The 16,096-nt window shown below is 71.5% G+C and carries 10 protein-coding genes and 1 riboswitch; of the genes, 5 read left to right on the top strand and 5 right to left on the bottom strand.

Going from position 1 to position 16,096, the window contains the following annotated elements:
- Nucleotides 1-135 precede the first annotated feature (135 nt).
- On the bottom strand, nt 136-1,968 hold the full coding sequence (locus Adu01nite_RS16040; protein WP_203727656.1) for a right-handed parallel beta-helix repeat-containing protein: 1,833 nt from the start codon (nt 1,966-1,968) through the stop codon (nt 136-138).
- Between the two features lie 172 nt (nt 1,969-2,140).
- Nucleotides 2,141-3,319, bottom strand: a complete 1,179-nt coding sequence (locus tag Adu01nite_RS16035) for an MFS transporter (RefSeq protein WP_203727655.1) — start codon at nt 3,317-3,319, stop codon at nt 2,141-2,143.
- A 149-nt stretch (nt 3,320-3,468) separates the two neighbouring features.
- On the opposite strand from Adu01nite_RS16035, the gene Adu01nite_RS16030 reads away from it, so the two are divergent.
- Nucleotides 3,469-6,561 (top strand): serine/threonine-protein kinase, encoded by a 3,093-nt coding sequence (locus Adu01nite_RS16030; protein WP_307836635.1) that lies wholly within the window; start codon nt 3,469-3,471, stop codon nt 6,559-6,561.
- Here the strand turns inward: Adu01nite_RS16030 and Adu01nite_RS16025 are convergent.
- On the bottom strand, nt 6,543-7,013 hold the full coding sequence (locus Adu01nite_RS16025; RefSeq protein WP_203727653.1) for a nitroreductase/quinone reductase family protein: 471 nt from the start codon (nt 7,011-7,013) through the stop codon (nt 6,543-6,545). The genes Adu01nite_RS16030 and Adu01nite_RS16025 overlap by 19 nt on opposite strands.
- A 64-nt stretch (nt 7,014-7,077) precedes the next feature.
- Here Adu01nite_RS16025 and Adu01nite_RS16020 point away from each other — a divergent pair, with 64 nt between their 5' ends.
- Nucleotides 7,078-7,488, top strand: a complete 411-nt coding sequence (locus Adu01nite_RS16020; RefSeq protein ID WP_203727652.1) for a DUF1801 domain-containing protein — start codon at nt 7,078-7,080, stop codon at nt 7,486-7,488.
- 225 nt (nt 7,489-7,713) lie between these two features.
- On the opposite strand, the gene Adu01nite_RS16015 is transcribed toward Adu01nite_RS16020, so the two are convergent.
- Nucleotides 7,714-8,028, bottom strand: coding sequence for a DMT family transporter (locus Adu01nite_RS16015; RefSeq protein WP_203727651.1), 315 nt, complete (start codon nt 8,026-8,028; stop codon nt 7,714-7,716).
- Nucleotides 8,029-8,039: 11 nt separating this feature from the next.
- A riboswitch (guanidine-III (ykkC-III) riboswitch) is annotated at nt 8,040-8,103 on the bottom strand.
- Nucleotides 8,104-8,153: 50 nt separating this feature from the next.
- Entirely contained in the window at nt 8,154-9,050 is an 897-nt protein-coding gene (locus tag Adu01nite_RS16010; protein WP_203727650.1) for a LysR family transcriptional regulator, read from the bottom strand.
- 98 nt (nt 9,051-9,148) lie between these two features.
- Between Adu01nite_RS16010 and Adu01nite_RS16005 the strand changes: the two genes are divergently transcribed.
- From Adu01nite_RS16005 to Adu01nite_RS15995, 3 genes are read left to right on the top strand one after another with little or no spacing between them, the layout of a single operon-like run.
- Complete coding sequence (locus Adu01nite_RS16005; protein WP_203727649.1) at nt 9,149-12,532, top strand: bifunctional proline dehydrogenase/L-glutamate gamma-semialdehyde dehydrogenase; 3,384 nt, start codon at nt 9,149-9,151, stop codon at nt 12,530-12,532.
- A 48-nt stretch (nt 12,533-12,580) separates the two neighbouring features.
- Nucleotides 12,581-14,659, top strand: coding sequence for a P-loop NTPase family protein (locus Adu01nite_RS16000; RefSeq protein WP_203727648.1), 2,079 nt, complete (start codon nt 12,581-12,583; stop codon nt 14,657-14,659).
- A 27-nt stretch (nt 14,660-14,686) separates the two neighbouring features.
- The gene (locus tag Adu01nite_RS15995; protein WP_203727647.1) at nt 14,687-15,988 is read left to right on the top strand and encodes an FAD-dependent oxidoreductase; all 1,302 of its coding nucleotides are present in this window, start codon (nt 14,687-14,689) and stop codon (nt 15,986-15,988) included.
- Nucleotides 15,989-16,096: the final 108 nt, after the last annotated feature.

Genomic DNA, 16,096 nt, shown 5'->3' with positions numbered 1-16,096 from the left:
GGGTTGCAGTGCACCGCGAGACCGCGCCCGGTGGCGCCCAGCAGCAGCGACCGGCGGCGAGAGATGGCAGTCATGGAGCGTCAAGCTGATGGCCGGGACGGGGCCACGATGCCCCGTCCCGGCCACTGAAGGGCGTTACGGGGTGGCGACCACGCCGCCGAACTTCACGACGAGCTTGCCGGCCGAGTCGAAGGACCAGGTCAGCGCGCCGGTGTAGGCGGAGCAGCGGGATCCGTTGGTGCCGGACCAGAACTGGTTGGTGCTGTCCGCGGTGCCGACGATCCGGTCGTTCGTGCTGCCGGTCGTACGGCACGAGGTGTTGTTGGTGAACGTCGAGGTGCCGGCGTCGAAGCTGAAGTTGCGCTCCGCGTTGTTGACGGCCACGTTGTTCGCGATGGTCATCGAGCCGGGGTTGCTGTTGTAGGTGAAGCCGTGGTGGCCGTTGTTCACCGCGAAGCTGCGGCGCACGACGTGGTTCACCGCGATGTCCTCGCCGCCCAGCTTGAAGCCGTTGCGGTCACCGGCGCCGGCCTGCGAGCCGTCGGACAGGGTGCCGTTGTTGTAGGACAGTGAGTCCTCGATGGTGACGACGCCGATCGCGCCGGTGTCGGTCTTGGTGTAGAGGTCCCAGCCGTCGTCGATGTTGTTGTGTGAAACGGCGTACCGGAAAATGTTGCCGCTGCCGACGGTGAGTTTCGCGGCGAAGCCGTCCGCGTCCTCGCCGTCGGAGTCAGCGTTGTCGTGCGATTCGGCCGAGAGCACCAGGTTGTTCGCCGGCCACTGGCTGTTCGGCGTGTCCGAGGCGATCCGGGACAGCTGCAGGCCGGTGTCGCGGTTGAAGCGGGTCACCGTGCGCTCGATGACGTTGTTGCTGCCACCCACGAAGATGCCGTTGTCACCGGCCCGCTCCACGACGAGCCCGTACAGGTGCCAGTAGTTGCCGTTGAGGGCAAGACCGCGCGCCGCCGTGTCCTCGGCTTGCGCCGAGAAATTCAAGACCGGAGTTTCGCCGGGGTACGCCGTGAGCGTCTTGAGCGCACTCGACGTGCCGTTGTTACCCGCCGCGATGGTCTGGGTCGCCGAGTAGGAATAGGTGCCGCCGCGCATGTAGATCGTCCCGCCGGCCGCGATCCGGGTGACCGCCGAGGCGAGCGTGGTCGGCGCCGCCTGGGTGCCGGCCGCCGAGTCGGTGCCGCCGGGAGCGACGTAGACCGCGCCGGTGGTCGGCGGTGCAGTCGTGGGCGCGGTGGTCGGCGCCGTCGTGGGGGCCGTGGTCGGAGTCGTGGTCGGCGCGGTGGTCGGGGTCGTGGTCGGCGAGGTCGTCGGCGTCGAACCGCCGCCGTCGTCCACCACGATGTCGTCGAAGCGCCCGGACGCGTACTCGGTCAGCAGGCCGATCCGCCCGGCGCTGATCGTGCTGTCGGTGGCGCTGCCGACGCTCGTGCCGTTGACCGTGCCGCTGATCGTCGAGCCGCTGACGGTGAGCTTCAGCGTGTAGAACGTGCTGGTCGAGATCGTCTGGCTGAGGCTGCCCAGCACCGTGATCGCGCTGCCGTTCATGGTCTCCAGCTGCACCTTGTTGCCGCCGGTCAGCGACAGCCGGTACATCTTGGTGGCGCCGGCGGCCCGGGCGGCCAGCGACACCACGCCGCTGGTCGAGGCGAACGAGGTGGCCTTCACCCGGGCCTGCACCGAGTAGTTCGTCCAGCTGGTGGTGCCGGCGAACTCGCGGGCCCGCTCGGAGCCGGTGTCGGACTGCTGGAAGACCTGGGAACCGTCGGCGACGATTGCCCAGGTGCCGCCCGACTTCGACCAGCCGCTGGTGCTGCCGCTCTCGAAGTCGGCGCTGAAGACGGTGGCGGCCTCAGCGTTCGTGACGGTGACGAAGAGGCCCGCTGCGACCAGCGTGGCCAGACCGCCGACACCGGCCAGCCGGCGGAACCGGCGGGCACGTGGGTGTGGTGCCATGCGCATTTTCTCCTTGTCGCAAATGGACCGCCGGAGAGGTGCGCGCGCGGAAGCTATTTGCAATGGAAAGGCATTTCCGCAGCGTGTGGGGCGCCCTCTGGGAGCGTGTTCCGGCGGTGCCCGGGGGGACGGGTATTCCGTATCGAAATCTCCCACCGCCGATATACGCCAGTCAATGAATATGATTTGCAGGTTTGTTGCATTCCCGATCGGCGCGGCGGGTATCGGCGGCCAGCACCACGAGGGCGGCGACGACCAGCAGGCCACCGATCAGGGCGAGCGGGCGCGGCCCGTACGGCGGCAGCAGCGTGCCGCCGATCAGCGATCCGCCGGCGATCCCGGCGTTGAACGCCGAGCCCAGGATGGCCGAGGCGAGGTCGGTGCTGCCCGGGGCGACCTGCAGCATGCGGTTCTGCAACGCGGTGGCGAAGGCGGTGTACGCGAGCCCGCCCGCTCCCAGCAGCACGATCGTGCTCACCCGGGATCCGCCGAGCGCGTAGAGGCCCAGCAGCGAGAACGCGCCGACGGCGAGCGGGACGAGCATCGAGCCGACCGGCCAGGTGTCGAGCGTGCGGGACACCGAGATGGCGCCGATCGTGCCGGCGATCCCGGCCACGAACAGCAACGACGGGAGGGCGCCGGCGCCGAAGCCGGAGACGTCGAGCAGGAACGGCGTCTCGTAGGTCACGAAGGTCAGGAAGCCGGTGACGCTGACCGCCGCGACCAGCACGATCACCCGGAACCGGGGCCGGCTCGGCGCGGTGCCGCGGGCCGCCCCGCCGTCGGCCGGGGCGGAGGAGGGCAGCAGTGCACCGACGGCCGCCGCGGCGACCAGCCCGAACGCCGCCATCAGGCCGAACGCGGTGCGCCAGCCGTCCTGCTGCCCGAGCCAGGTGCACAGCGGCACGCCGAGCACCGGCGCGAGCGCCGGCCCGACCCCGAACAGGGCGACCACCCGCCCGCGTTTCCCCACCGGGAAGAGCCCGGTCACGGCCGGCGCACACACCGACCAGAACAGGGCCTGGGTCAGCGCGGTGATCAGGCGACTGCCGGCCAGGATCTCGTACGACGGGGCCAGCGCACCGGCCAGATTCGCGGCCGCGAACAGCGTCATCGTGACGGTGAGCAGTTGCCGGCGCGGGACACGCTGGGTGAGCAGGGTCAGCGGCACCGAGGCGAGGACGACCACGATGGCGTAGCCGCTGACCAGCCAGCCCACTTGCGACCGCGACCGTTCGAGATCAGGCGCGATCACGGTGAGCAGCCCGATCGGCAGCAGCTCGGCGGTGACGAACGCGAACGCGGCCGCCGAGATCACGATCAAGGCAGCCCAGGCGCGGCGCGTCGTCATGCCGCCATCATGCCCCCTTATTGATCATCACGCTTTCCCCTCTTGATCAATGCGGCAGGTGCGCGCTTTTTGTAATGTGCTTATGCGCAGCACAAATTGATCTTAATTCACGAAAGACAATGGTCGTGGACCTTCGCATAAGTGACCCAGTGCAACTCGGTGACTACGAATTGTCGTCCCTTCTCGGCGAGGGCGGCATGGGCACCGTCTACCTGGCCAAGGATCGCGACGGCCGCCCGGTCGCCCTCAAGGTCATCAAGCCGGAGCATTCCCGCGACCCCGAATTCCGCGCGAGATTCCGCAGCGAGGTCGACCGGGCCCGCCGGGTGCCCCCGTTCTGCACCGCCGAGGTCCTCGACGCCGACCCCGACCACGAGACGCCGTACCTGGTGGTCGAGTTCGTCGACGGCCCGAGCCTGGCCGACGTGGTCCGCGAGCAGGGCTCGCTGAGCGCCGCCAACGTGCACGGCGTAGCGATCGGCGTGGCCACGGCGCTGGTCGCCATCCACGGCGCCGGCATCATCCACCGCGACCTGAAGCCGGCGAACGTCCTGTTCAAGCTGGGCACGCCGAAGGTGATCGACTTCGGCATAGCCCGCGCCACCGACCCGACCAGCGAACACACCCGCCCGGACCAGCTGGTCGGCACGATCGCCTACATGGCCCCGGAACGCTTCGACCCGGCCGGCCGGCGGGTGACCCCGGCCGCCGACGTCTTCGCCTGGGGCGTGGTGGTGACCTACGCGGCAACCGGCCACCTACCGTTCGCCGGCGACTCCCCGATGGCCACCGCCGGCATGATCCTCACCCAGCCACCCAACCTGACCGGCTTGACCGGCGGCCTGCGCGACCTGGTGGAGTCGGCCCTCGACAAGGACCCGGCCCGGCGCCCGGCAGCAGCCGAACTGCTCGACCGGCTCCTGGCCGTCGAGCCGGCCGACCCGGAGGTCCGGCGGGCGGCCCACGCGGCCAGGGACGGAGTGCGAGCTCGCCGGAACACGCGACGGATGTTCCGGCTGACCGCGGCGGTGTTGGTGCTGACCGTGGCCGCCGGGGTGCCGAGCGGCCTGATGCTGCGCGAGCGGGAGGCCGACCGCGGGCGCGCCGTCGCGGCCGTCCAAGCCGCCCGGGTGACCGCGACCGGCAACCTGGTCGCGAAGTCCAAGGAGACCCGGCGGACCGACCCCGGGTTGTCGTTGCGCCTGGCGGCGACGGCGGTCGGGCTGACGCCGGAGCCGACTACACGGGACAATCTGGCCGCCGCGATCGCCACCGGCTATGCCGGGGAGCTTCCCGTCGACGAGTCGGTCTGGCGGGCCAGATACCGGCCGGACGGACGGGTCGCAGTGCTGCTGGGCGGCGACGGAACCCTCACGTTCTGGGCGGGCACGACCGTGGCCGGCACCCTGCGGACCGGCGCGAAGTCCATCAGCGACATGGCGTTCAGCCCGGACGGGCGGATTCTCGCGGTACTCGCCGGGCGACTGCAGCTGTGGGATGTGCACGATCTGAGCGCCCCGCACCGGCTCGACCTCACGCCGGTCGGCCCCGAGGCGGAACAGCTGCTGGAATTCAGCCCCGGGCGGATCGTCCTCAGCGGGGGCAAGTACCTCGCGATGTGGGATGTCCGGGATCCCACTCATCCGCGGAACATCTGGCGCACGACCGGGCCGAACGACTGGATCGGCCCGGCGGCGGTCAACAGCGCGCACGGGCTCTATGCCGCCGTGACCGGCGACGACCTCGCGATCTGGTCGGCGACCGGGACGGCCAAACCCGGAATAGTCGCGCGGATCAAGCAGATGGGCGTGGCTCAGGCCATCTCGATCAATCCGGCCGGCACGCTCGCCGCGATCGTCACCGCCGGCGATCGGCTGCGGCTCTACGACCTGAGCGCTCGTTCCCGGCCGCGCCGGCTGGAGGATCCGCCCGGTGCGCCCGTCGCCACCGCCGTCGCGTTCTCCCCGGACGGCCATCTGATGGCTGCGGGGGACAATCGCAAGCAGGTGAATCTCTGGGACGTCCGGGACCGGGACGCGGTGACCCGGGTCGGCACCCGCGACGGCCACGGCGGGATGGTGACCTCGATCGCCTTCGCACCGCGGGGCGAGACCATGCTCACCACCAGCTTCGGCATCGCCCACACCGCGATGTTGTGGCGCGACCGCACCGCGCTCAGCCCGGCCATGATCACGTCGCTCGAACACGCCGGACGGGTCGAGTCCCTGGACGTCTCGGCGAGCGAAACCCTGGCGGTCAAGGCCTCGACCGGCATCGCCCGGTCGACAGTGGCGTCCTGGACCATCGCTGATCCGGCGCATCCCCGATCCGTCACCGGCCCGGTGGAGATAAACACCGAGGTCGACGAGAACACGGTTCGGATGAGTGCCGAGCAACCGACGTTCGTGCTGGCCGCCACGGGGCTCTGGGACGTCGCCCGCAAGGACCGCCCCCGGCGGCTCCCACCGGTGACACTGGCGAACAACGACGTCAGCGCCGAGGTGCGGGACTTCGATCCGTCCGTCGGTCTCGCGATCGTCAGCCCGGCCGACCCCAAAGACCCGCCACTCGCCCTCTACACAACGACTTCCGGTCACGACCCCCGCAAGATCTCCTCGATCCCGGCCACCCAGCCGGTGAGCATGATCTTCGTCCGCGGCCGGCGGCAACTGGTCCTGATCGACGCCCGGCCCGGTCCGGAGGTGTCCATCGCGCTGTGGGACCTGACCGATCCGTCGCGCCCACGCCGGATCGCGTCCCACCGGCTCGCTTACTACTCGTCCGGCCTCGCGGTCAGCGGCGACGGGCGGACCATCACCTATTACGGCAGCGACGGCATCCGGGTCTGGCGACCCGGCACCGGCACCGACGCCCTTCTCGTTCCGCTGGTCGCGAGCGCGACCCCGGACCAGGAGAACGAGATCCAGGGCAGCGCGCTTTCCCCGGACGGCTCGGTGATCGCCCTGAGCACCTGGGCGCGGACCGACCTGTGGAGCGTTCCCCTATCCGGCCCGGGATCGCTGCTCGGCACGATTCGGGGGCACTTCGACGGGTCCGGGTTCAGCCCCACCCATCCGATCCTGGCCGCGGCTGATGGGTCGTACACCAATCTGTGGAGTCTGGAGCGCACCCTCGCCACCCTGCGTGACCCGCTCCCGGAGGCCTGCCGCCTCGGCGGTGGCCTCACGGCGGCCGAATGGCCGCGCTTCGTCAAGGACCTGTCCTACGTGGCCGCCTGCTGATCGGGTCGAGGCGCGAGGACCACCACCGTGGTCGGCGTGGTGCGCCGAGCTGCGTAACCGTCCAGGTCGGCGTCCAACTCGCGCCAGCGCGCCCACAGCCGTTCGCGTTCGGCGCCCGCGGCGGCGTGGGCCCGCACCGGGCGCACGCCGCCCGGGAGCTCCACCGTCGCGGCCGGATCCGCCTGCAGGTTGAGCCACCAGGCGGGCTCGCCCTCACCCCAGCCGTTCATGGCAATGGTGACCAGGTCGGGGCCGTCCTCGAAGTAGGCGACGATGACGCTGCGCTGCACGCCGCTACGCCGCCCGCGGGTGGTGAGGCGCATCGCTCCCCACTTGCCGGGCTTCGGGCCCCACAGCCCGAGTCGCCCGCCGCTGCCGCGATAGATGCCGCGGTGCACGGCCCAGGCGATGCGAATGAACCAGCGCGGCGGAACCCGCGGCTTATCCGGCATGCGCCGATTGTCGCAACCGGTTGCTGTGCCCACGCTGAGCGATGCGGCGGTGTATGCAGGAATCATGCCCGACTATCCACGGCACCCCGGTGTCGACGCCTACCTCGCCGGCCTCCCCGCGTGGCAGGCACGCCTCGGCCAGGACCTCCGCGACCTGATCCACACGGCGATCCCCGGCATCACCGAGACGATCAAGCGCACCGTCCAGCCGTACTTCGTCCACCACGGCAACGTCGGCGCCCTGCTGACCGCAAAAGATCACCTCAACCTGTTCCTGTACGACGGTGCGATAGTCCCCGACCCGCACAGCATCATCACCGGCGGGCACTCCAACGCCACCGCCCGCACGGTCGCCTTCCGGCAGCAGGACGCGATCCCCCGCGAGGCGCTGACCGCGATGCTGCGCGAGATCGCCGCCAACAACGAGGCCGGCGGCTGGCGCAAAATCAAAAAAGCGCGGGAAGTCGCCGGCTGATCATCTCGCCCGTCCGGACGGGCGAGAACCCGGTGCGCCGGTGGGCCGCCTGAGGTCAGGCCGGGGGAGCGCCCAGAACCTCGTTGATCTCGGGTTCGAACCCGACGCCCGCCCGGCCGGCCACCCGAAATCCCAGCCCGTCAGCGGCACCGCGGCGGCCTCGGCCACCAGTTGCTCGAACATCCGGCGACGGTAGCGGCCGCCGAAGCACCGCCGCACCCGATTTCAGTGCAGGAACTTGAGGCCGGCCACGCAGCCGATGATGCCCGCCAGCAGCAGGATCTTCACCGGGGAAGCGGCCTCGGCGCCGGTCACCATCGCGTAGACCACGGTCAGGACCGCGCCGACCCCCACCCAGACCGCGTAGGCGGTGCCGATCGGCAGGTCGCGCATGGCGTAGGCGAGGCCGCCCATGCTCGCCAGGAGCGCTACGCCGAAGACGACGCTGGGGACGGGGCGGCTGAAGCCCTCGGACCTACTCAGGGCAGTGGCCCAGACGGCCTCGAGGACCCCGGACGCGATAAGTACGAGCCAGGACATTGCTGTCTCCCATAGCGCCGTCTTTTCGCACACCGGGTACGGCACCGCTCGTCCGGGAGCCCTGCGGGGCTCACCCCGGAAGCATCGCAAATGCCCTGACCTGCGGCAACTGCCCTGATGGTGGGTTATGTCTCCCGGGAGAACGCTTCGAGCGTTTCCCGGAAGGCCCGGGCCGCCGGGGACGCCGCGCCGGCCAGGCGCTGGGCGGTGAAGATGGTGCGGCGGGGGAGTTCGGGCAGGTCGAGCAGGCGGCACGAGGTGTCGCGGCCGGCCCACACCAGATCCGGGATCAGCGCCACCGCGTTGCCCGACTCGACCAGGCGGATGTGCGCCTGCAGGTCGGCGGTCTCGTAGCGGACGTCCGGCTCGAAGCCGGTGCTGCGGCACAACTGCTCGGCGAAGTGCCGGGACGCGGCGCCGCGCGGCTCCATCACCCACGGCATCACCCGGGCCTCGGACAGCGAGTCGACCGGGTGCAGGGCGGCCTCCGCGGCGGGCAGCGCCAAGCGGATCGGGTCGGTGGTCAGCGCGCGCCGGTCGAGGCCGGGGTGGTGCGGCGCCGCGTGCGCCGGGTACTGCTCGGCGATCACCATGTCGAAGTCTCGGGCCCACGTCTCGCGGAGCGCCTCTTCCGGTTCCCGTTGCACCATTTCCACCCGTACATCAGGAAATTGCGAAGCCATCGCTCTCAGCGTGGCCGGCATCAGAGCTAGAGCCGCCGACTGGAAGACGGCGACCCGGACCTTGCCGCTGACCCTGGTCAGCGACGCCTGCAGGGCGGCCTCGGCGCGTTCGAGGGTGTCCAGGACGTCGCCCGCCGACTGCACCAGCACCTCGGCCTGCGGGGTCAGCTGGACCCGGCGGCCGGCTTTGCGCAGCAGCGTCATCCCGGTTTCCTTCTCCAGGAGGCTCAGTTGTTGTGACACTGCTGACGGGGAGAAGTTGAGCGCCTCGGCGACGGCCGCGAGGGTGCCCCGGATGGCCAGCTCGCGGAGCAGCACCAGGCGGCGGATCTCCAGCATGTTTTCCCATCCCGTGGGTAATAGGTAAGGGCAGCTGAAGAGTATCGGTAAAAAACAGTCGCTTTTCCTGAACTGAGGGTCGAACGACACTGGCGCCTATGACTGACCTTGCGATGCCCGCCGACACCGACCTCGCCTCGGAGGCGGTCGATCTCGTCCGCCGCTGGCTGCACGAGGCTTCCGCCGTCAAGGTGAGTGGGTCGGCCGCGCAACTCGCCGGGTTGTTGCGCGACCCCAAGGGCCTGGAATTCGCGGTCGGCTTCGTCGACGGCGTGGTGCGGCCGGAGGACCTGCGGGTCAGCGCCCGCGCCCTGGCCACCATCGCGCCGGACGTGCCACGCTTCCTGCCGCTGCCGATGCGCGCGGCGGTCCGGCTCGGCGGGAAGGTGGCGCCGGTCCTGCCGGGCGTGGTCGTGCCGGTGGCGCGGCGGGTGCTGCGGCACATGGTCGGGCACCTCATCGTGGACGCCACCGACGCGAAGCTGGGCCGGGCGATCAGCCGGATCCGCCGCCGCGACGTGCGCCTCAACGTGAACCTGCTGGGTGAGGCCGTGCTCGGCCGGGGCGAGGCGGCGCGCCGGCTGCGCGAGACCGAGCGGCTGCTGGGCCGGCCGGACGTCGACTACGTGTCGATCAAGGTGTCCTCGACGGTGACCCCGCACAACCCGTGGGCCTTCGACGAGGCCGTCGACGACATCGTCGAGAAGCTGACCCCGCTGTTCCGGCTGGCCGCGTCCTTCGAGAAGAAGAAGTTCGTCAACCTCGACATGGAGGAGTACAAGGACCTCGACCTCACCATCGCGGTCTTCACCCGGCTCCTCGACATGCCGGAGCTGCGGGATCTCGAAGCGGGCATCGTGCTCCAGGCCTACCTGCCGGACGCCCTGGCCGCGATGATCCGGCTGCAGGAGTGGTCGGCCGCGCGCCGGGCCCGCGGCGGCGCCGGCATCAAGGTTCGCCTGGTCAAGGGGGCCAACCTGCCGATGGAGCGGGTCGAGTCGACGGTGCACGGCTGGCCGCTCGCGACCTGGGAGTCCAAGCAGGCCACCGACACCAACTACAAACGCGTTCTTGAGTACGCGCTGCGGCCCGACCACATCCGCAACGTTCGCCTCGGCGTGGCCGGGCACAACCTGTTCGACATCGCGTACGCCTGGCTCCTCGCCGGTCGCCGCGACGTGCGCGACGGCATCGAGTTCGAAATGCTGCTCGGCATGGCCGAGGGCCAGGCCGAGGTGGTCCGGCGCGAGGTCGGCGGGTTGTTGCTCTACACGCCGGTGGTCCGCCCGGAGCAGTTCGACGTCGCCATCGCCTACCTGATCCGCCGTCTCGAAGAGGGCGCCAGCCAGGACAACTTCATGTCGGCGGTGTTCGAGCTCGACTCGGACGCCGGCCTGTTCGCCCGCGAGCGGGACCGCTTCCTGGCGTCGCTGGCCGACCTGTCCACCGACGTCCCGACGTCCCGCCGCGTCCCCGAGCGCTACGCCGCCATCGCCCGCCCGGTGCCCGGGCACTTCGAGAACACCCCCGACACCGACCCGTCGGTCGCCGCGAACCGCGCCTGGGTGCGCGACCTGCTGGCCCGCGCCCCGCGCTCGGCGCTCGGCGTGGCCACCATCGACGCGGCCCGGCTCGACGAACCGGCCCAGCTCGACAGCGTCCTCGGCCGGGCGGTCGCCGCCGCCGACGCCTGGCAGGCGATGACCGGCGCGGCCCGCGGCGCGGTCCTGCACCGCATCGGCGACGCGATCGAGGCCCGCCGGGCCGAGCTCATCGAGGTGATGGCGGCCGAGACCGGCAAGACCGCCGACCAGGCCGACCCCGAGGTGTCCGAGGCCGCCGACTTCGCCCACTACTACGGCGAGCTCGCCGCCGACCTGGACCGGATCGACGGCGCGACGCCGCGGCCGGTCCGGCTCACCCTGGTCACCCCGCCGTGGAACTTCCCGGTCGCCATCCCGGCCGGCTCCCTGCTCGCCGCCCTGGCCGCCGGCTCCGCCGTCGCGATCAAGCCGGCCGGCCCGGCCGAGCGCAGCGGCGCCGTGCTCGCCGACATCGTCCGGTCGGTGCTGCCCGACGCCGACCTGCTCACCCTGGTGCAGGTCGTCGAGCAGAAGCTGGGCCGCGAGCTGATCGCCCACCCGCTCGTCGACCGGGTCGTGCTGACCGGCGCCTACGAGACCGCCGAGCTGTTCCGGTCGTTCCGCCCCGACCTGCCGCTGCTCGCCGAGACCAGCGGCAAGAACGCCATCATCGTCACCCCCAGCGCCGACCTCGACCTGGCCGTCAAGGACGTGGTGGCCTCGGCCTTCGGGCACGCCGGCCAGAAGTGCTCGGCCGCGTCGCTGGTCGTGCTGGTCGGCTCGGTCGCGGAGTCGCAGCGCTTCCGCACCCAGCTGCTCGACGCCGCGTCGTCGCTGACCGTCGGCTACCCCGCCGACCCGCGCACCCAGGTCGGCCCGGTCATCGAACCGGCCGAGGGCAAGCTCCTGGCCGGCCTCACCGAGCTGGCCGCCGGCGAGAAGTGGCTGCTCAAGCCGGAGCGCCTGGACGACAGTGGCCGGCTGTGGTCGCCCGGCATCCGCGACGGCGTCCGGCGCGGCTCCGCCTACCACCGCACCGAATACTTCGGCCCGATCCTCGGCGTGATGACCGCCGACACTCTCGACGAGGCGATCGACCTGGTCAACGAGGTCGACTACGGCCTGACCTCGGGCATCCACTCGCTCGACCCGGACGAGGTGCGCACCTGGCTGGACCGGATCGAGGCCGGCAACCTCTACGTCAACCGCGGCATCACCGGCGCGATCGTCCGGCGGCAGCCGTTCGGTGGCTGGAAGCGCTCGGCGGTCGGCCCCGGCACCAAGGCGGGCGGCCCGAACTACCTGGTCGGCCTCACCGACTGGCAGCCTTCCACCGCTGTTTCGGCCGGGAAGGTCACCGATGTCGCGGTGCGTTCTTTGCTCGCCGCGGCCGCGCTGGTCCTGTCCGCCGAGGAGCTGGCCTTCGTCGAGCGGTCCGCCGCCGGCGACGCGGCCGCCTGGTCGGCGCACTTCCAGCAGTCGGACGTCTCCGGCCTGTGGGCCGAGCGCAACGTGCTGCGCTACCGGTCGGTTCCGGTCGAGATCCGGCTCGCCGCCGGGGAGCCGGTCGCCGCGCTGATCCGGGTCATCGCCGCCGGTCTGCTGACCGGTGCACCGATGCGGATCTCGGTCGGCACGGCCCTGCCGGAGACGCTGACCGTCCCGGCCGAGCTGCGCGTCGAGGACGACGCCACGTGGGGTGCGGCGTTGACCTCCGGGCGCGTACGCCTCATCGGCTCTTCGAAGTCCTTGTCGTCCACTCCGGACCTGGCCGTCTGGGCCGGACCGGTCACCGAGGCCGGCCGGGTGGAGCTGTTGCCGTTCCTGCATGAGCAGGCGATCAGCATCACCGCTCACCGATTCGGCAACCCCGACCGCCTCGCAGAGGAAGTTCTCTGACAGTTTCTTCCGCCCCCGCCCGCTACGCTCCGGGCGGGGGAGAGGGAGATGCCGGCTCGAGTCGCTGACCTGCTCGATCACGCACGCACGGAGTCGTTCGCCGGGCGCGGCGCCGAACTGCGCGCCTTCGGCGACGCCCTGAGCGGCCGTTCCGGCCACCGGGTCCTCTTCCTGCACGGCCCCGGCGGCATCGGAAAATCAAGCACGCTGCACCAGTTCCGCTTAAAAGCAAAAGCTTGCGGCCGTACGGTCATAGCCCTCGACGGCAGCGAGATAGACGCCGCCCCCAACGCGTTCCTCGCGGCCCTCACGGCGCCCCTCTCCGCCTCCTTTGATGCGGATCTCCCCGGCTTCGGCTCGCCCGCGACCGTCGTGGCCTCGGGCGGCCGGGTTCTCCTGGTCGACGGCTACGAGAATCTCGGTGCCCTCGACGGGTGGCTGCGCCAGACGTTCCTGCCGGGGCTCGGCGACGATGACCTGGTCGTTCTCGCCGGGCGGGAACCGCCGGAACCGCAGTGGCGGACCGATCCGGGCTGGCGGCGGCTCGCCGCGATCCTGCCGCTGGAACCGCTCGGCCCCATCGACAGCGCCGAGCTGCTGGCCCGCGCCGGTGTCTCGCCGGGCCTGCGGGACCGGCTGGTCGCCCTCGGCCGCGGCCATCCGCTGGCCATGGCACTGCTCGCCGACGCCACCACCAGCGGAACCGCCCCGCGGTCGCTGTCCGACGTGCCCGATCTGATCACCGCCCTGCTCGAATGCCTGGTCCGCGAGCCACCCACCGAAGCACACGCGACCGGCCTCGCCACCTGTGCGAAGGCGTGGCTGACCACCGAGGACCTGCTCCGCGAGACGGTCGGCCCGGCCGCCCCCGAGGTGTGGACCTGGCTGTGCCGCCGCCCGTTCATCGTGGTCGGCGACCGCGGACTGCGCCCGCACGACCTGGCCCGCGACGTCCTGGACGCGTCGTTCGAACGCCGCACCCCCGACCGCTACCGCGAGCTGCACCGCACAGTTCACGACCACGTCGTCGCCGGAGTCCGGGCCGCCGCCGCTCCGGACCGCCCGATGCACGCCCAGCACCTGCTCTACCTGCACCGCCGCAGCCCGCTGTCGGCGACGTTCTTCGCCTTGCGCTCCCGCGGGACGGTCGCCCTGCTCCCCGGCACCCCGGCCGACCACCCGGCGGTGCTCGCCATCGTGGAGCGCTTCCAGGGCCCGGTGCTCGCCGACTTCGCCGCGCGGTGGCTCATCGAGCAGCCGGCGGGCCTGAGCGTGATCCGCAGTGAGGAGGGCCTGCACGCCTTCGTCATGCACCTCCTGCTGACGGGCGGCGCCCCACCATCAGCCGGGGCCGAGCCGCCGGACGAGATCGGGCCGGCGGGTGGGACCGCTTTGGCGGAGCTGGATCCGGCCACCCGGGCGGCCCTTCGCTACGTCGAGCGTGCCGGGCCGCTCCGGTCGGGGGAGCGGATCGAGATGGCCCGCTTCCTGTCCGGGGTGGCCGACCGCGAGAGCGGACCCTATGCCGTGCTGGCCGGGGCGGTCTCGTCCATCCTCGAATGGGTCGGCGGGTCGGCGGTCTGGTCGTTCGTGCTGACGTCCGAGCCCGAGTTCTGGGGGCCGATGTTCGACTACCTGGCGTTCACGGCCTGCTTCGAGGTCGAGGTGGACGGGCGGCGGCACGTCGGCTTCGGGATGGACTGGCGGCGGCTGCCGGTCGAGGCGTGGCTCGAGTTGATGAACGAGCGCGAACACTCCGGCGGCCACGGCCCACCCCCGGCCGACCTGCTGCGACCGCCGGCGCCGACCCGGGCCGCATTCGACCGGGCGGTCCGGCAGGGCCTGCGCGACCTGCGCCGCCCGGACCGGCCCGGCGGGCTGAGCATCGCCGAGGTCGAGGCGGCCATGTCCGCGATCGCCGCCGAGCCCAAGGGCGCGGCCCTGTACGCCGTACTCAATCGCACGTATCTGCGCCCGGCCGCCAGTCAGGAAGCGGCGGCCGAGGTGCTCGGGCTGCCGTTCAGCACCTACCGGCGGCGGCTCGCGAAGGCGATCGACCGACTGATCGAGGTGCTGTGGGCGAACGAATGCGACCCGGAAGTGAGCACCGTTCGACCTGGAGAGTGAGCAGTCTCCCGGGCTTTGCTGACCGGCATGACTGACATTCTCGTTCTCGGTGCCGGCCTCACCGGCCTCTCCTGCGCCATGCTCCTGGCCCGCGACGGCCACCAGGTCACCCTCCTCGACCGCGACGACGGCTGCGCCACCCCCGGCCGGGAGTGGGAGGAGTGGGAGCGCCCCGGTGTCACCCAGTTCCGGCTGGCCCACATCATGCTGCCGCGGTGGCACGCGGTCATGTCCGCCGAGTTGCCGTCCGTGCTGGACAGGCTGGCCGCCGCGGGCGGGGTGCGGTTCAACTTCGCGGCGGCGCTCCCGCCCGTACCGTCAGATTCGCGTTTCGAGACGCTCACCGCGCGCCGTCCGATCTTGGAGGCGGCGCTGGCCGCCGAGGCGGCCGAGACACCGGGTCTCACCCTGCGACGAGGGGTCACGGTCACCGGTCTGGTCACGCAGGGCGATCGAGTTGCGGGGGTACGCCTGGGTGACGGCGACAAACTCCTCGCCGACCTGGTCGTCGACTGCGGCGGCCGGCGCTCGGCCCTCCCGTCGTGGCTGGAGGCGGCCGGTCTGCCCGCACCGGCCGAGGAGCGCGACGACGCCGGCTTCGTCTACTACATGCGGCACTTCCAGGGCGAACGGCCGGAAGTCCGCGGCCCGCTGCTGCAATACCACGACTCGCTGTCCATCCTCACCCTGCCCGGCGACAACAACACGTGGGCGGTCGGCTTCGTGACCAGCACCCGCGACAAGCCCTTGCGCGCCCTGCGCGACCCGGCGGTTTGGTCGGCCGTGCTGGCCCAGTACCCGATCGCCGCGCCCTGGGACTCCGGGACCCCGCTGACCGGCGTGGAAGTGATGGGCGGCCTGGTCGACCGGTGGCGCAGGGTGACCACGCCCGGCGTGGTAGCGGTGGGTGACGCCGCCTGCTGCACCAATCCGTCAGTGGGCCGAGGCGCCACGATGGGCCTGCTGCACGCCCAACTCCTGCGCGACGTGCTGCGAGCAGGCCTGCCCGCGTCCTTCACCGACCACACCGCCGCCGAGATCGAACCGTGGTATCGAGCAACCGTCTGGTTCGACCGCCACCGCATCGCTGAGGTCGACGCGGACGTGAACGGCATCCCTTACGAGCCGGACGACCCTGATTGGTTCGGAGCCCGGGCCCTCTACGCCGCGGCCGCCGCCGGCGACGCGGAGGCGACCCGCGCCCAGATAGCCACGGCGAGCATGCTGACCCTCACCCCAGAGGTGAAGGTCCCCGACAAGGGAATCCGCTACCCCTTGCCGGGCCCAACCCGCCCTGAGCTGCTGGCGACCGTGGACGCCGCCGCGTAGCCCGGCCCTCGGGCACAACCACCACCACCCCGCCGGCGGGCGGTATTTCCGGGCGTGGGCCCCGCCCGGCTGGGTCGTTCCAGCGTGGGGCCTTGCCGGCAGGATCAT

It is taken from the genome of Paractinoplanes durhamensis (genome assembly GCF_016862175.1).
GTDB lineage: Bacteria > Actinomycetota > Actinomycetes > Mycobacteriales > Micromonosporaceae > Actinoplanes > Actinoplanes durhamensis.
The sequence above is the reverse complement of the archived record's forward strand: the minus strand, read 5'-3'. Positions and strand labels throughout refer to the sequence as shown.